Annotated in this window: 15 protein-coding genes; 11 read left to right on the forward strand and 4 right to left on the reverse strand. The window is 60.9% G+C overall.

Annotated elements, in window-relative coordinates:
- Window positions 1–134: 134 nt before the first annotated feature.
- On the forward strand, window positions 135–542 hold the full coding sequence (locus PDO_RS16810; RefSeq protein WP_007604510.1) for a phage integrase N-terminal SAM-like domain-containing protein: 408 nt from the start codon (window positions 135–137) through the stop codon (window positions 540–542).
- Between the two features lie 185 nt (window positions 543–727).
- Here PDO_RS16810 and PDO_RS16815 read toward each other — a convergent pair whose 3' ends face one another.
- The gene (locus PDO_RS16815) at window positions 728–1735 is read right to left on the reverse strand and encodes a DUF3095 family protein (RefSeq protein WP_007604513.1); all 1008 of its coding nucleotides are present in this window, start codon (window positions 1733–1735) and stop codon (window positions 728–730) included.
- A gap of 100 nt (window positions 1736–1835) precedes the next feature.
- A complete protein-coding gene (locus PDO_RS16820) occupies window positions 1836–2231 on the reverse strand; it encodes an Ohr family peroxiredoxin (RefSeq protein ID WP_007604514.1) in 396 nt (131 codons plus the stop codon).
- Between the two features lie 328 nt (window positions 2232–2559).
- On the opposite strand from PDO_RS16820, the gene PDO_RS16825 reads away from it, so the two are divergent.
- The 3 genes from PDO_RS16825 to PDO_RS16835 all read left to right on the forward strand — a co-directional run bounded on the left by PDO_RS16825 (window position 2560) and on the right by PDO_RS16835 (window position 7301).
- The gene (locus tag PDO_RS16825; protein WP_007604516.1) at window positions 2560–3867 is read left to right on the forward strand and encodes an epoxide hydrolase family protein; all 1308 of its coding nucleotides are present in this window, start codon (window positions 2560–2562) and stop codon (window positions 3865–3867) included.
- Between the two features lie 74 nt (window positions 3868–3941).
- On the forward strand, window positions 3942–4361 hold the full coding sequence (locus PDO_RS16830; RefSeq protein ID WP_007604518.1) for an Ohr family peroxiredoxin: 420 nt from the start codon (window positions 3942–3944) through the stop codon (window positions 4359–4361).
- Between the two features lie 93 nt (window positions 4362–4454).
- Window positions 4455–7301, forward strand: coding sequence for an ATP-binding protein (locus tag PDO_RS16835; RefSeq protein WP_007604522.1), 2847 nt, complete (start codon window positions 4455–4457; stop codon window positions 7299–7301).
- A gap of 352 nt (window positions 7302–7653) precedes the next feature.
- On the opposite strand, the gene PDO_RS16840 is transcribed toward PDO_RS16835, so the two are convergent.
- Entirely contained in the window at window positions 7654–8307 is a 654-nt protein-coding gene (locus tag PDO_RS16840; protein ID WP_007604524.1) for a hypothetical protein, read from the reverse strand.
- 160 nt (window positions 8308–8467) lie between these two features.
- On the opposite strand from PDO_RS16840, the gene PDO_RS16845 reads away from it, so the two are divergent.
- From PDO_RS16845 to PDO_RS16865, 6 genes are all read left to right on the forward strand, one after another.
- Complete coding sequence (locus PDO_RS16845; protein ID WP_007604525.1) at window positions 8468–8680, forward strand: helix-turn-helix domain-containing protein; 213 nt, start codon at window positions 8468–8470, stop codon at window positions 8678–8680.
- Between the two features lie 128 nt (window positions 8681–8808).
- The gene (locus PDO_RS16850) at window positions 8809–9021 is read left to right on the forward strand and encodes a helix-turn-helix transcriptional regulator (RefSeq protein WP_007604527.1); all 213 of its coding nucleotides are present in this window, start codon (window positions 8809–8811) and stop codon (window positions 9019–9021) included.
- Window positions 9014–9241 (forward strand): hypothetical protein, encoded by a 228-nt coding sequence (locus PDO_RS16855; RefSeq protein ID WP_007604529.1) that lies wholly within the window; start codon window positions 9014–9016, stop codon window positions 9239–9241. The genes PDO_RS16850 and PDO_RS16855 overlap by 8 nt, the downstream gene beginning before the upstream one ends.
- A gap of 351 nt (window positions 9242–9592) precedes the next feature.
- Window positions 9593–9739 carry a recombinase family protein gene (locus tag PDO_RS29150; RefSeq protein ID WP_007604531.1) on the forward strand — a complete coding sequence of 49 codons (147 nt, stop codon included), beginning with the start codon at window positions 9593–9595 and terminating at the stop codon, window positions 9737–9739.
- Window positions 9699–11201 (forward strand): recombinase family protein, encoded by a 1503-nt coding sequence (locus PDO_RS16860; protein WP_244426474.1) that lies wholly within the window; start codon window positions 9699–9701, stop codon window positions 11199–11201. Before PDO_RS29150 ends, PDO_RS16860 begins: the two co-directional genes overlap by 41 nt.
- 287 nt (window positions 11202–11488) lie before the next feature.
- Window positions 11489–12454, forward strand: coding sequence for a bile acid:sodium symporter family protein (locus PDO_RS16865; RefSeq protein WP_007604533.1), 966 nt, complete (start codon window positions 11489–11491; stop codon window positions 12452–12454).
- A gap of 107 nt (window positions 12455–12561) precedes the next feature.
- Here the strand turns inward: PDO_RS16865 and PDO_RS16870 are convergent, their stop codons facing one another.
- The gene (locus PDO_RS16870; RefSeq protein ID WP_007604534.1) at window positions 12562–13617 is read right to left on the reverse strand and encodes a glycerophosphodiester phosphodiesterase family protein; all 1056 of its coding nucleotides are present in this window, start codon (window positions 13615–13617) and stop codon (window positions 12562–12564) included.
- Window positions 13618–13824: 207 nt separating this feature from the next.
- On the opposite strand from PDO_RS16870, the gene PDO_RS16875 reads away from it, so the two are divergent.
- The gene (locus PDO_RS16875; RefSeq protein ID WP_007604542.1) at window positions 13825–15552 is read left to right on the forward strand and encodes a glycoside hydrolase family 32 protein; all 1728 of its coding nucleotides are present in this window, start codon (window positions 13825–13827) and stop codon (window positions 15550–15552) included.
- The last annotated feature ends 13 nt before the right edge of the window (window positions 15553–15565 follow it).

The following is a 15565-nucleotide window of genomic DNA, read 5'->3' on the forward strand; positions in this document are numbered from 1 at the left end:
GCCGACGAACGAACCCGCTGCGCGGGAGGGCGTCTGCGGTTGAATTAGAGGGCACAGGCTGGAGGTTGCGCCTGGGTTGAACGTCGTCCGGCAGCGGCGGAGCATGACGAGCTTCTTCAACAAGGAGCCTGACCATGCAGTACCCCCATCTCGACACGCCCGTCAGCCCGCTGCGCCAGCGGTTGATCGACGACATGAACATGCGACGTTTCTCACGCGAAACGCAGCGCAACTATCTCCGCGACATCGGTCGCTTGGCAACCTTCCTCGGGCGTTCACCAGACACGGCGACCGCCGACGACCTGCGCCGGTTCCAGATCCAGCAGCAGGAGGATGGTGTTCCCGTTCCGACGATGAACAGCATCGTGTCGGCGCTACGGTTCTTCTTCACCCAGACCCTCGACCGCCCGGACCTGGCGCGCAGGCTCGTCCGGCTGGCGCATCCTCGGAACCTGCCTGTGGTGCTGAGCCGCGACGAGGTTGCCCGGTTACTCAATGCCACCACCTGCCTCAAGCACCAGGCAGCATTGTCGGTCGCCTAGGCCTAAGCAGCTTGTGCGGTTCGATACGATTGGACGAAGCGAACGCCGAGCGGAGCAAATGATCGCAATTAGTTAGGAGTGCCGCGTTGCACAGTGGGTTCAGCAAAAGGGTGCCCAGCCACATCGGGCCTCCATTCTCGATCGTTCGCGAGAAAAGCAGGAGATGCGCGCTCCCTACCCCGATTTTATGCCTCCAGCATTGCGGCAGCTTTCGTGTATCCACCGCCCATCCCATCCAGGAAATGCAGGTGGGCATTGCGGTTGCCGGAGGGCACTAGGCAGGTCATCAGGGCATGAGACTGCCGATGCATTCCAAACCGAATTTCACCGCGATCTCTGGCGCCGGCGAGAAGGGCCTCGACCTTGCCTATCTGCACGACTGTGCAATCCAGGGTCAAACGCAGCACATCGTCGTACCGACGATAGTCCGAATTCGAAACCACATCGGACCAGCCCCTGCCACCGAGATACTCTGCGACTTCCGTCGTGATGGCCATTTCATCCGGCACGGGACGCGAACGTCGATCGCCCGCTTCAAGAATTGCAAGGAGTTGTCGTGCAAGAATTGCAAAACGCCGTGATTGGCTGTGATCGATGGGCTCAACGAGAAGAGAGAGTATTTCGCCGCGGTGGCTGGGGATCGGTGCCCATTCACAGGTCAACCCCGTCAAGTCCGGCGGCGTGGTCGTCAGGCTCGGCATGATTACATACTTCCCCGCCTTTATCTGCTGATCAGCCCAGTTCAGCCCACCTCCGGCGAACATAGCATAGGTGGCAGCGTCGGATGCCGCAAACTGGGCCGTCCTCACATCGCTTCCACGTGCCCGTATTTCCTTCACCGGGACAAGCCCCGCACGCAAGCCAAGTTGGAGAGCGCCTCGGGCGTATGCCGCTGTTTGCCGGAGAACATTTGTCGCGGATGCCAGTCGGTCTGGAGATACGGCGAATGCAGCACCATCGCCGCGGAAGACGAAGGGAAAGTCGAAACTGTTCCACGCGTTGCCAAGCGCTGCAATGGCGGATGCACCCGCGTAATTGACATCCTTGTAGCGCCCCGAGGCGATCGCCGAGGTTGAATCGACTACATCCGTTATTCCGACGAACCAGTCATCCGGCAGTGGCTGGTATTGATCGGTGTCAAGCAGGTCGGCGAAATCACGGTATGCGGCACGTTGTGCGTCGAACTTCAACATTGGATTGCCTCCAGGATTCTCACGCTGCTTTCGTGATCGATAGCGCCAAAATATTTACCGGGTCTGCCCGTCATGTACGGGCAGACCCGAGAGATCGTGTTCAGACGAGATTGGTCACAATCGTGACGTTGCCGTGGGTTGCCTTGGAGTAAGGGCAAATGCTGTGCGCGGCGTCGAGCAGTTCGCGAGCGGTGACAGGATCGATGCCGGGCACGCTGACATTGAACCGGGCGCTCAGGAAATAGTTGCCGTCATCGACGTTCAGGTCGATCTCGGCGTCGACCGCGATCCCGGCCGGGAGCTTGATCTGCCTCTGGGAAGCGGCAACTTCGATGGCGCCCATGTAGCAGGCCGACCAGGCGGCACCGAAGAGGTTTTCAGCGGCCGGATGCGGCTGCTTCATCTTGACGTCGAGAAAACCGTCGCTGCTGCGAGCGCCGCCATCGCGGCCATTGGTGTTGTGGGTCTTGCCAGTAAAGAGAACCTTGTGGGTCATAGCGAATTTCCTGTCCTAGGTTTTGATGGATTGATCGTCTGCACCTTGTGCTGATCCAAGAGTTACGCCGCCGGGACAGGAATCGCACGTTAGGCGTTGTTAGACGTCAATAGTCGCGATTAACAACGCCGGGAGCGTTGTGAGCGGGAAGATGGGAACCGCTCTTCAAGGGGTGCAGCGCGAGCGGTCTCTGGCGTCGTCTTCAGCGGTCATCAGGTCACTATCATCATCTAACAACGCCTAACGTGTGCATTCGACGCCCTCGGCGTACCCCTTGAAGCAGCACAGGGGTGCAGACGATCAACCCGATTTACCGAGGAGAATGACAATGACCGTAATCAAGACTGACGTTATCGATGAAGACCGCCGCCGCCTGCTGGGTGCCGCCGCATCCGGGATCGCCATCTTGGGCATCGCGAGCTTGCTTCCCTCATATGCGAAGGCAGCGACCGCATGTGACACCATCCGCCCGTTTCAGGTGAACATACCGCAAGCGGATCTGGACGACCTTCGTGCCCGCCTCGCCCGCACGCGGCTACCGGAAAAAGAGACCGTCGGCGACTTTACCCAAGGTGTACCGCTGAAGACGACCAAGCAGTTGCTGGAGCACTGGCAGAACAAATATGACTGGCGCAAGGTCGAGGCCCGGATCAACGCCGTACCCAACTTCATCACCGAGATCGATGGGCTGGACATCCATTTCATCCATGTCCGCAGCAGGCATGAAAATGCGCTCCCGCTGGTCGTGACGCACGGTTGGCCGGGCTCTATCATCGAGCAGTTGAAGATCATCGGCCCGCTAACCGACCCGACCGCCCACGGCGGCAGCGCTTCGGATGCATTCCATATCGTCATTCCTTCGATGCCGGGCTACGGCTTTTCCGGCAAGCCTGAAGCGACGGGATGGGGACCGGAACGCATTGCAAGCGCCTGGACCATCCTGATGCGCCGCCTGGGTTACACCCAGTTTGTCGCACAGGGCGGCGATTGGGGTGCGGTCGTAACCGACATGATCGGCGTGCAGGCTCCTCCGGAACTGCTTGGCATCCATACCAACATGCCGGGTGCGATACCCGATGCCATCAATGGTGCAGCATTTTCCGGAGCGCCGGCCCCGGCAGGTCTCTCGGATGAAGAAATGCATTCGTACGATCAGCTTGTCTTTTTCTACAAGCATGTCTCCTACGCGTTCCTGATGGGAACACGGCCGCAAACCCTTACCGGATTGACGGATTCCCCGATCGCTCTTGCAACCTACATGCTCGATCATGATGGGGCGAGCCTGGAAATGATCGCCCGCTCGTTCGATGGTCAGGATGAGGGCCTCAGCCCCGACGATGTCCTCGACAACATCACGCTGTTTTGGCTGACCAACACTGGCGTATCGGCCGCGCGCCTGTACTGGGAAAACAAGCTCGCCTTCTTTGCTGCAAAAGGCGTCAAAGTGCCGGTCGCTGTCAGCGTCTTCCCGGACGAACTCTACCAGACGCCGCGCGCCTGGGCCGAGAAAGCGTACCCGAACCTCGTGCATTACAACAAACTTCCCAAAGGCGGACACTTCGCAGCCTGGGAGCAGCCGAAGCTTTTCACCGACGAGGTGCGTGCCGGCTTCCGCAGCCTTCGCAAGTCTGGCTGACCTACGTTGAGCATCGGCGCGCACAATGCGCGCCGATTTTTCTAACGGGCGCTTGCCGCTCAAGAGATACATCCATGAAGAAGACCATGCATTTGATTTACACGGCCACCACTGAAACCACTGGAGGGCGCGACAACGGCGTCGCCCGCAGCACCGACGGCGTTCTGGATATCAGGCTCTCGGATCCAGCTTCAACCCGGATCGGCACCAACCCCGAACAACTCATGGCAGTGGCATGGTCCGCAAGCTTCTCAAGCTCTGTCGCACAGGTCGCTCGGGAGGCCGGAGTGCCACTCTCCGCCAACGTTAGAATCCATGCCGAAGTGGATCTCTCCTCGGACGACGACGAATTTATCATCGGCGTTCGCCTGGTCGTCCACCTTCCAGGTTTGGAACCCGAGGTCGCCGTCACGCTGGTAGATGAAGCCCGGCGCATCTGCCCGTTTTCAAGGGCCACACGGGGCAATATTCAGGTCGACGTCATGATTGTGTGAGGCGGAAGTTGCCGCAGCGGACGATCATCGTCGATAGCGCCCCCTGGCCCATAGGAGTATAACCAGCCGATAGGGGCAGCCAGGGCAAACGACATGAACAGTTTCGGCGACACCAATGCCGACGATCTATCTTTTGGTCCCTTCCGCTTGAGCATCAGCCAGCGCCTGCTTGCGAAAGACGATGTTCCGATCGATCTGGGTGCCCGCGCGCTCGACCTGCTGATCGCCCTGACCCTCGCTCCAAATGTCGTCGTTACCAAGAAGGACCTGATGTCGCGTGTTTGGCCGGATGTGATCGTCGACGAAGGCAGCCTTCGTTTTCACATGACTGGGCTGAGGAAAGCGCTGGGCGACGGACACGACGGCGCGCGTTATATCACCACGGTTGCCGGAAGAGGCTATTGTTTCGTCGCGCCGATCTCGCGATCCGGCCGCCTGCGGCCAACTTCCACCACTCCCGAATTCCGTCACGCCCTACTGCCAGGCCGACTTGATCGAATGATCGGACGAGAGCAGGACGTTCTGCGACTGGCGGAAAAGGTGATGGCGTCACGAATGGTCACCATCGTGGGCGGTGGAGGTGTCGGAAAGACTACGGTCGCCACAGCGGTCGCGCATCATCTTTCACCGGCCTTCAACGGAGCTGTCCTTTTTGCCGATTATGGCATGTTGAGCGATCCGGGTCTGGTCGCGGCGGGGATCGCCTCGATGCTCGGGCTGCCCGTTGGATCCGACGATGTCCGTCCCAGCCTGCTCGCGTATATACGCGACAAGCAAATCCTGCTGATCCTCGATACCTGCGAGCATCTGATAGATGCCATTGCTGATCTCGCGGCAACGATTGTCGACGCCGCGCCGCAGGTTTTCCTTCTCGCAACGAGCCGCGAAGCATTACGCATCGAGGCCGAAAGCGTGTACAGGCTCGACACCCTCGCCTGCGCGCCGGATGATCCGGAACTTTCCACAGAGACAATTCTTTCCTTTCCGGCAACGCGCCTGTTCATCGAACGCGCTGCGGCGAGCGGGGCGTCACTTGAACTCAGCGACCAGGACATTCGCGTCGTAGCAAGCATCTGCAGGAAGCTCGACGGCATGGCGCTCGCCCTGGAACTCGCCGCGCGCCGCGTCGAGAGCTATGGTCTTACCCAAACCGCCACGCTCCTCGATCGGCATTTGACACTCGAATGGACGGGATCTCGAACAGCACCGCCGCGACAAAGAACGCTGCAGGCAATGCTCGACTGGAGCTTCGGACTTCTCACAGAGGTGGAGCGCCTCGTGCTGCGGCGCCTAGCAGTCTTTGTCGGCGACTTCACGCTTGATGCCGCACTGGAGGTGATTTCCACGTCAGAGACGCATCCTGCGATCGTCTTCGAGGCGATCGACAATCTCGTCGCCAAATCATTGCTGGCAACCCGTCCCCTCGGCGCGACGATGCGATACCGCCTGCTGGACACGACACGAGCCTATGCGCTCCAATCTCAGACCGAAGAGGACCGGGCCGGATTAGGTGCACGCCACGCGACGTATTATCAACGTTGGATTGAACAATTCGGCCCGGATTGGCCGACGTTTTCGACAGGGCCTGAGCGGCTGCCATACTTCGTCAGCATCAACAATGTTCGCGCGGCACTGGAGTGGTGCTTCGGGGAACACGGCGATATCGACGCTGGCATCAGACTTGCGGCTGCCGCGGCATCTGTCTTCCAGGTGATGTCGTTGTTTCCCGAGTGCCAGCGATGGTCGGAACGTGCGCTTCTCGCGCTGGATGAGAAATCGAAAGGCGGCGTCGAGGAGATGCACCTGCAAGCGGGCCTTGGAATTTCCCGAATGTACCTTCAAGGCGGCCGCGAAACCTCGCAAGCCGCCCTCGTTCGCAGCCTGCAAATCGCAGAAGAGCGGGGAAATGCCCTCGACCAATTGCGTATCCTGGGGCCGTTGAGCATGTTGAGCCTGCGCATCGGCGACTTTAATGCCGCTCTTCATTACGCGCGCCGTTGTGCTGCGATCTCCATGACGGTGGACGATCCTGCCACCGTTGAACTGGGTCGCTTTTTTCTCGGAAATTCGCTGCATTTCACGGGCGATCTGGTGAAGGCGAGGATTGAGCTTGAAGCCGCAGCAAGGAGCGAACCGCGGTCGCAAAGAACCCCTGCCAGCTATGTTGGATTCGAAGGGAGACATCTCGCCGGCGGGATCCTGGCTCGAAACCTGTGGCTCCAAGGCTATCCAGAACAGGCTGACCTTCGGGCGCGTCAGGCGATCAGCGATGCGGCAAAGCTGGATCATTCCCTGACCCTGTGCATCGCGCTTTTGGGCGGAATCGCTGTGTTTCTGTGGCGAGACGACCTGCCCAGTGCAGAGGAGCATATCGAATGGCTGATCTCGCGCGCAGGGCTGCATTTCCTTTCACCATACGTATCTGTCGCTCAAGGTTTCCGAGGGGAAGTGGCCATCCGCCGAGGAGACGTGAAGGCCGGGATCGAGACACTGCGCCGATGCATCGATAAGCTTCATTCGGCGACTTACGAGGTGTTCACGACCATGCTCGAAATCTCACTCGTCAACGGATTGGTGGCGATTGGCGAGTTCGGCGAAGGCATGGACCGGATCAACCGAACCATCGAACGGGTCGAGAATAACGGAGACCTCTGCTACCTTCCTGAACTGCTGCGCGTGAAGGCGAGACTACTGTCATCGACGGGCGCTTCAGATGAAGACGTCGAGGCATTCCTAAAGCTGGCAATCGGAGAAAGTGCAAAAATGGGTGCACGTTCCTGGGAGCTACGAAGCGCAACCGACCTGTCTGCGCTATGGATAGGCGATGGCCGGCTGCGTGAGGCGCGGGAATTGTTGAAGCCGATTTTTGAGCGGTTTGATGAAAGCTCGGATACGACGGATGTAAGGGCGGCGAGAGTACTGTTGGAAGGGCTGCTATAGTTAAATTGCAGGCAGGTTTGTGGTCGGCGCTTAGGTGGCGGCGGCGGACAAATATGCGAGGCCGTTCACCACCGCGTACGTCCCCGCCTAAAGGCCCGTGAAGTCACGAGTCCATATCGGCGGCATCAGGCCGCTATGCCGGGATCACATAAGCAGACTAGCAACTTTCAGGAAGTCGAAGTGGCGGGTTGAACGACTGGAAAGACGGCGCGAAGCTGTACCTTTTCATGCTACCGCCAATGATTGGTTTGGGCCGATAGACGACAATCCTGTCATTGCTGTCAGAGCGCAACTACCGGGTTGAAGTATGTGGAGGCCCCTCGACTGAGACTGGCGGCCCCTATCGAGGCATTCATGGCGGAACGCCATTGGCGCCTTGCCGCGCTATGCGCGCGAGGTCATCAAGCGCCGATCGGATGTGTGGCCAGGGAAACTCGGAACCATCCTCCGAGATATTGCCTTCACGCAGCACAGCTTCGAGTTTGGCCGCTACACCGGCCAGCGAAGTTGCGGGCAAAGCTGCCATGGCGTCGAGCAGGTCCGACGCTCGATCAGCGGACTCTCGCTCGGCTTGCACCGTGGCTGTGTAACCGATGTCCCGGTCGGCCCTGTCCCATCGCAGCTTATGAGCCGCAAACTCGGCCTCGGCCTCCGCGCAGGCTGCGGCCTCCTCAGGCGCGAGACGAAGCACATCGTGGATCGCCTCGCGGGAATACGCCGCCACTGGCTCGCCATCGGATAGCCGGATGACTGAGAAAGGAAAGCCGACGGTCCGTATGAGTTGCCGTTCGAGACCTTGCTGCCGACGGCAAAGGCGTTCCGCCAGACGGTGGGCATCCTGCCATTGACGCCAGAGCGTCAGGACAGGGTCTGAGGATGCCTCTCGCATGACTGTGTCGAAGGCGAAGGCGCCCGATCCCAATGCTCCCATCGCAATGGCGGTACCTGACAGCATCTTCCTGCGGGTGACGTACGGCAAAGTCGTGGTATTGTCAGAATCAACCATGATCTGAGCTCCGAACAGCTTGGGTTGTCGTCAGGCTGAGTGGAGTGTTCCCGCACTCCGCTTAGTCGCTTGCATGAGTCAAATTATATCACAGACATAATTTGGCGGCTCGATAAATTATGTCAAGGTAATAATTTTGATCACAGAAGAGCAAATCCGAATGGCACGAGCGGCCCTGAAATGGGGTGTCCGGGATTTGGCCCGCGAAGCTCATGTGACAGCAGCGACCATTACACGTATTGAATCTGGCAAATCGGCACACGCTTCAACGCTAAAGGCCATTCAAGTGGCGTTTGAAGCCGCTGGTATCGAGTTCATTCCGGAGAACGGCGGCGGTCCGGGCGTGCGACTGGCAAAGAAAATCGCGCCTTAGACCTACGTTTTATCCGCTCGTCCTACGCTGAGGTGCGATCGCGACTAAGTAACTGTTGCAAAGCGATTATTTCCTGCTTTGACTGATCTGGCGGCAGTCAGAAACGAGCAGCAGGAGGTAGCGTCGCCATGCCCGCATCAGACCGTATCGTCCGGTTGAACACCGGACGCTCCCGCACGACCCCGTCGAGCTCCACGATCTACCACAAGATCGCCGAACGCCCGTTGCCCGCCCAGTTCAGGATCAGCGTCAACGGCGCGGGATGGCGTGAACCCGAGATCAATCGCTGCATCGCCAACCCCGTCGCATGGCGGCCTGAGGGAGAGCGCGGCGATGGCTGATAACGCGAGCCGCACCGATAGAGAGGGACCAGCGAACGACAACCGTGCGCCTGATGGACAGGAGAGCGAGGGCAAGGCCAAGGCCAAGGCTTCCGGGAAGTTTGACGCGGCTGTGCTGTCTATTGCTCGAATGATCGGCAGGCAGATGGCGCGGGAACACTTCGAGGCGCAGCAGCCCGCCAACGACAACCGGAGCAGAGGCGCGGCGGATGATGATTAGCGCTTGTCGCTGCCTGTGCGGACGACCGAAAACGGCTTGCCTCAGAACTCTGCTTGCAGTTAGGATTCTTGTCGAGGCCGCACAGTCCGAAATCTGTATGGTGCCATGAAAGCCTTTTTGGGCTTGAACGATCGGGCCAGAGCAAAGTCGTCCCCTCAAGGCCCAGCCGCTAACGCGGTGGCGCGTGCCGCGCCAGCCTTGACCGGCCGTCTTCGCTCAGGCGTTCGGCCGGGACGCAAGGAAAGGCGGATTGCGGGCGCTGCAACCGCGCCCGTCTCGCCCACGAATGCAGCCGTCGCGAACGCCGCTGACCATGCCGCCAGCGTTGCGGACCAACAAGGAGACATGCCCATGACCCGTGTTGCCCTCTATGCGCGCTATTCCTCCGACAACCAGCGTGATGCTTCGATCGAGGACCAGTTGCGCCATCTCCGGCGCATCGCTCATTCGCCCTGGTATCCAGTCACTTCTCGCGAATGCACATGCAGGCCGCTTTGACGTGGTGCTGTCGGAAGCGCTGGACCGTATCAGTCGCGATCAGGAGGACGTGGCCGGCGTCTTCAAGCGCCTGCGCTTCGCGGGCGTAACGATCGTCACCTTGTCGGAAGGCGAGATCAATGAGCTTCATGTCGGCCTGAAGGGCACGATGAACGCCCTGTTTCTCAAGGACCTCGCCATCAAGACCCATCGCGGCATCCGGGGCCGCGTCGAGGCCGGAAAGATCGGCGGGGGCAACGCCTACGGCTACCGTGTCGTCCATCGGCTCGACACACACGGCGAGCCGATCCGTGGCGAACGCGAAATCATCGAGGAGCAGGCTGAAATCGTGCGGCGCATCTTCCGTGAATATGTCGCTGGCAAAGGGCCGCGCCACATCGCTGCAGACTTGAACCGCGAGGGCATCCCAAGCCCCACGGGAAACCGCTGGAACGATGCCACCATCCGGGGCAACCGCATCATCAGTTCCGGCATCCTGAACTGTGAGCTTTATGTCGGCGTCATCCGCTGGAACCGGCAGAAGAAGCTCAAGAACCCCGACACAGGGCGCTTCACATACCGCCTCAACCCCGAAAGCGACTGGATACGCACAGAGGCTCCCGAGCTTCGTATCGTGCCGCAGGAGCTTTGGGATGCAGCCAAAGTGCGCCAGGACAATCTGACCGCCCTTTACAAGAAGCAGATCGACAGTTCGCGTGATGCCATGCGGGAGCTAAGGAACAGCGGGATGAACGCCACCCATCGCCCGCGCACGCTCTTGTCCGGTCTGGTATTCTGCGGCAGTTGTGGCGGCACATATTCCCGGCGCGGACAGGACCGCTTCACCTGCTCCAATCGTGTGCTCGGCAATGGCTGCGACAATGCCCGCACCGTTCCTGGCAAGACACTTGAAGCCCGGGTGCTGGCTGGCCTGCGCGAGCGTCTGATGACCCCAGACATGATGGCGGAAGCCGTGCGCGCCTATGCAGAGGAAACCAACAGGCTCAACTGCGACCGCCGCCATTCCGCCGAGGCCAACCGTCGCGAGCTTGGCGAGGTTGCAAAGGCTATTGCCGAGATCGTGCACGTCATCGAGCAGGGAGGCTGGCATCGTGCCCTGTCCGACCGCCTGACCGAATTGGAGGCCAGACAGGACAACCTCACGGCGCGTCTCGCCGATATCCCGCAGGACGTACCCGATCTTCATCCGAGCATCGCGGAGACCCTTAGGCGCAGAATCGAGCGTTTGACCGAGGCGCTCTCTCATCCCGGCAACGCGCTAGAAGCAGCAAACACCATCCGCCAGATCATCGATCGCGTTGTGGTCACTCCAGGCCAGAAGCGCGGCAGCTACAGCATCACCTTGCAGGGCGAGCTTGGCACAATCCTCGACTGGATCGATCGCAACGAAAAACCCGGCTACAAACCTAGGACGGACACCGCTCAATCCCGTTTGTCGGCGTCGATAAATGCTCGGGCTTGACCCGAGGATCCCGACGCAAGCGCTCGCAATTCTCAGGCGAGATGGCAACGCCCGTGCTTGCGGCGATCGCCCTCGCAAGGACCCGCAAAAAGGGCAAGTGCAGGACCGGCCAAGGTGGCTTAGGTCACACCAATGGGGGCCTTACCGGACGCTTGGCTGCAAATCCATGCGGAAAACGCAATCCTTGCGCGCTGCCATAGGCGCAGGTGTACCGATCGGCGCGCCATCCGACTTGACAGAATGCAAGCCGGATCTACACCGCGTTTTACGTTTATCGGGAGGCAATCATGAAATCGCTCGCATCTTTTTCCAGCTTTGTCGGCAAGACCTTTGCCGTCTGGGTCATCCTTTTCGCCGTGCTCGGCTTCTTCTTCCCCGAACTGTTCAAGCAGATCGTGCCATGGATCGTCACGCTTCTGGCGATCATCATGTTCGGCATGGGCCTGACCATCTCGCTTGACGATTTCCGCGAGGTGGTGAAGCGTCCCTTCGATGTGGCGATCGGGGTTGGCTCGCAATTCGTCATCATGCCGCTTCTCGCCGTGCTGTTGACCATGCTCATCCCCATGCCGCCGGAAGTCGCCGCCGGTGTCATTCTGGTCGGTTGCTGCCCCGGTGGCACGTCGTCGAATGTCATGACCTATCTGAGCAAGGGCGATGTGGCTTTGTCGGTTGCCTGCACCAGCGTCACCACGCTGGCAGCGCCGATCGTCACGCCCTTCCTCGTCTGGCTGTTTGCCAGCCAGTTCCTGCCCGTCGATGCCATGGCCATGTTCATCAGCATTGTGAAGGTGGTGCTGGTGCCGCTGGCGCTCGGCTTTGCGTTGCAGAAACTTGCACCGACCGTGGTGCGCGCCGCCGTTCCGGCACTGCCACTGGTCAGCGTGCTGGGCATCGTGCTGATCGTCGCGGCCGTCGTCGGCGCCAGCAAGGGCGCGATTGTCCAATCCGGCCTGATGATTTTCGCCGTCGTTGTGCTGCACAACGGCCTGGGCTTCCTGCTCGGCTTCTTTGCCGCCAAGGCCTGCGGCCTGTCACTGGCGCGGCGCAAGGCGATCGCCATCGAGGTCGGCATGCAAAATAGCGGTCTCGGTGCGGCCCTTGCCAATACCTATTTCTCGCCGCTGGCCGCCGTGCCCAGCGCCATCTTCAGCGTCTGGCACAATATTTCCGGCGCGCTGCTGGCCAATTATTTCGCCCGTCAGGTCGAAGCCGAAGACGCGCCCGCAGTGGTGGTGCCGACAAGGCCCTGACAGCTCGGGCCTGAAAGCTTGGCCTGGAAGCTCCGGTCAAACAAGGCATGCCGGGCGGTCAAACCGTCCGGCATCAGAACTCACATCAGAACTCAATTGGCCAACACTCAGTTGGTCAGATCATAGCTGCGCCGCAGCCCCTGCGCGTCGAGCCAGCCGATCAGGGCGGCCGGTTCGTCGGTCTGGATGATCGTCACGCCGCGGTCGACGAAGAAGCCGTAGACATCCTCTGGCCGTCCGGCCGCCATGGCCAGGTAGTCGCCGCGTCCGCCGGCGACCATGCCCTCCGGCCGGTCGGTAATCGGGTAGGTATTGATCCAGAGATGCGTGTTGTTGCGGATCGCGGCTGCCCGCGCCCGAGCTGACAACAGTGGCCCGCCATCGGTGGTCAGCGGCTTGCCGGCATTGCGGTACCAGTGGATCAGCTCGGCCGCCGGCGCCGACAGCGACGCCTCGGTGCGGTCGATGAAATCGGCTTCTTTCACCGCATCGTCGGCCAGGATCGGCATGAAGGCGATCTCGGGGCCGATCGCCCGGCGGATGTCGCGGGCAAGCTGCAGCCGCTCGGCATTCCACACCGCCATTTTCAACAGCAGGCCGTCGGTCATCTCCAGCCGCTGCGCCAGTTCGGCCACTTCGACCAGCGCTTCCGGCTCCAGCTTGTTGTCGATATTGATCAGGATGCGGCCCTTGGCATGGCGCATCGCCTCTTCCAGCGTAAACACCGTCTCATCCGTCAGTTGACGCTGACCTTCGACGACAAGCCGACAGGTTCGAAGCGCGGCAAGCGACAGGTCTTCGACGGCGCCGCGACAGGTGGTGGTGCGCTCCAGCGTCGCGTCATGCATGACGACAAGCACGCCGTCCCGGCTGCGCCGCACATCCATTTCGACCATCTCGACGCCCTGTTCGACGGCATGGTCGATGGCCGCAAACGAGTTTTCCGCCCGGACCGGCACGCCGTTTTCCTTCCATCCGGCCCGGTGGGCGACCACCATGACATGGTCGCGCCACAGATTGGCATCGGTCAGCCGCTGGTGGATCAGGGCGCTGCGGCCCGCCAAGGGGCCAGAAAAAGTGTCGGCAGCAGGGAAGGGGGCATTCAGCGCCGATTGCGGCAGGAGGCCGACAAGGGTGGCTAGGATGGAAACGGCAAGACGCATCGGCAGTCGCTCCAGGTCCGGAATCTCTCGAGCTTCCGATAGCGGTTGCGAATGAAAGCGCGATGACGCTGCGATGAAGGCTTGATGACAGGCAGGAAAGGGAACAGGCTGGCGGGCATTGTCGTTGTTCCATCTCGCGCGCGGCCGGCCTATCGCTCGGCCGGCGGGAGTGCTGCTTGGCTTGATTGGGAATGTGGAGAAAATGACATGGCAGGTTCAATGGAGACGGCGGTGGAGCATCGCGTTATCGAGACGGAGCTTCCGGTCAACGCGACATTGCATCTCTGGCTGAAGGCGGTCTCGCCGGAAGAGCCGGGCTCGGTCTCCTTCCACAGCACCAATGGCAAGTTCGGCGAGGTCCAGGCGGTCAATGCCGAGGAACATTCCTTCCGCATCTACCATGTCTTCGGTGGCGGCTCGATCGAGCTGATCTACGATCCGGCGGTAACCTCCGTATCGGTCGCCTACTGGTTTACCGCCAGCGACGTGCTGGAGACCGGCATCACCGTCCTGCACACCAATCCGGCCAACGCGCCGCCGGAACTGCCGGAGAGCTATCACTTCCGCCCGCCATTCGGCTGGATGAACGATCCGAACGGTTTCGGCCGCTTCGGCGGCAGGCCGCATCTGTTCTACCAGCATTATTCGCATGGACGCATCTGGAACAACATGCATTGGGGTCATGCCGTGTCCTCCGACTACCTGCGTTGGCGCCATCTGCCGGTCTTCCTTTTTCCGTCGGAAGAGCTGTCGGTACGACCCGACAAGCGCGGCGGCGCCTTTTCCGGCTCGGCGATCGCCCTGCCGAACGGACCGGGCATCCGCGTCTTTTTCACCGAAAAGATCGCCGACCGGGTGCCCGAGCAGGAGATCCAGATGTCGGCGACGTCGGCCGATCTGTTCAGCGCGGGTGCTGCCGAAGTGCTTCTTCCGCGCCGCCCGGACGGCGAGGGGCTGACCTTCGATTTCCGCGATCCGTACGTCTTTCGCGGCCCGGACGGGCGCTGGAAAATGCTGCTCGGCAGCCAGAGCGATGCCGGCGGCGTCATCCTGCTCTATGAGACGGAGGACAATGCGGCGGCCGGCGGCTGGATCTATCTCGGCAAGCTTTATACCGAGACCCGCTACGAGACCTCGGCCCTGGAATGCCCCTGCCTGCTGCCGCTCGACGGCGATCCGCGCGATCCCGCCACCCGCTGGGCACTGATCTACGGCCTGATGAACGGGGAGGACAAGGACACCGGTCGCCGCAACCTGTCCATGGTCGATGTCGGTTGGTTCGATGGCCGGACCTTCACCAAGGAATTCGGCCGCGAACTGGATTTCGGCACCGACAACTATGCCTTCCAGGCCTTTGTCGATGGCGGCAGTCCGGTGGGCATCGGCTGGCTCGGCAACTGGGCCGATACCGGTCCGACGATCGATTTTCCGAGTGCCATGAGCCTGCCACGCACGCTGCTGCTGGAGGATGGCGAATTGCTGACACCGCCAATCGGGGCTGCAGAAAGCCTGCGCTCGCGCATGCTCGACCGCACAAGGCTTGCCGCCGGCCAGACGGTGGCCTTGCCGCATGGGGCAGCCGAGATCGTCTTCGACCTCAGCGAGCCGGGGGCGGCCTTCCATCTCGAACTCGACCATCCCGAGATGCGTCTCGCGGTGACCCAGCACGGCGAGGGGCTGGAGATCGTCCAGCAACACATGCCGACTGAGGTGCAGGAAAACGCAGGCCCGCCCGGGCCGCGTTATCTCGCCAAGGCGGTCAAGGCGAAGCGGTTTCGCGTCTTCCTCGACTATGGCTCGCTGGAGATCTTCGCCGATGGCGGGCGCCATGCCGGCACCAAACGCATCACCGGTTTTGAACCGGTGCGGGCGCTGCGGTTGGCGGCCGAGCCGGGCGTTGTCGTGCATGCCACGGTCTGGGCCCTACGGTTGTAGCGCCAATGGTAAG

Source organism: Rhizobium sp. PDO1-076, assembly GCF_000247475.1.
Taxonomy (GTDB): Bacteria; Pseudomonadota; Alphaproteobacteria; order Rhizobiales; family Rhizobiaceae; genus Allorhizobium.

Bases quoted from the DNA above. Each gene is read 5' to 3' on its own strand.
- PDO_RS16810 (WP_007604510.1), top strand. From the start codon at position 135: ATGCAGTACCCCCATCTCGACACGCCCGTCAGCCCGCTGCGCCAGCGG.
- PDO_RS16815 (WP_007604513.1), bottom strand. From the start codon at position 1,735: ATGTTGAAGTTCGACGCACAACGTGCCGCATACCGTGATTTCGCCGAC.
- PDO_RS16820 (WP_007604514.1), bottom strand. From the start codon at position 2,231: ATGACCCACAAGGTTCTCTTTACTGGCAAGACCCACAACACCAATGGC.
- PDO_RS16825 (WP_007604516.1), top strand. From the start codon at position 2,560: ATGACCGTAATCAAGACTGACGTTATCGATGAAGACCGCCGCCGCCTG.
- PDO_RS16830 (WP_007604518.1), top strand. From the start codon at position 3,942: ATGAAGAAGACCATGCATTTGATTTACACGGCCACCACTGAAACCACT.
- PDO_RS16835 (WP_007604522.1), top strand. From the start codon at position 4,455: ATGAACAGTTTCGGCGACACCAATGCCGACGATCTATCTTTTGGTCCC.
- PDO_RS16840 (WP_007604524.1), bottom strand. From the start codon at position 8,307: ATGGTTGATTCTGACAATACCACGACTTTGCCGTACGTCACCCGCAGG.
- PDO_RS16845 (WP_007604525.1), top strand. From the start codon at position 8,468: ATGGCACGAGCGGCCCTGAAATGGGGTGTCCGGGATTTGGCCCGCGAA.
- PDO_RS16850 (WP_007604527.1), top strand. From the start codon at position 8,809: ATGCCCGCATCAGACCGTATCGTCCGGTTGAACACCGGACGCTCCCGC.
- PDO_RS16855 (WP_007604529.1), top strand. From the start codon at position 9,014: ATGGCTGATAACGCGAGCCGCACCGATAGAGAGGGACCAGCGAACGAC.
- PDO_RS29150 (WP_007604531.1), top strand. From the start codon at position 9,593: ATGACCCGTGTTGCCCTCTATGCGCGCTATTCCTCCGACAACCAGCGT.
- PDO_RS16865 (WP_007604533.1), top strand. From the start codon at position 11,489: ATGAAATCGCTCGCATCTTTTTCCAGCTTTGTCGGCAAGACCTTTGCC.
- PDO_RS16870 (WP_007604534.1), bottom strand. From the start codon at position 13,617: ATGCGTCTTGCCGTTTCCATCCTAGCCACCCTTGTCGGCCTCCTGCCG.
- PDO_RS16875 (WP_007604542.1), top strand. From the start codon at position 13,825: ATGGCAGGTTCAATGGAGACGGCGGTGGAGCATCGCGTTATCGAGACG.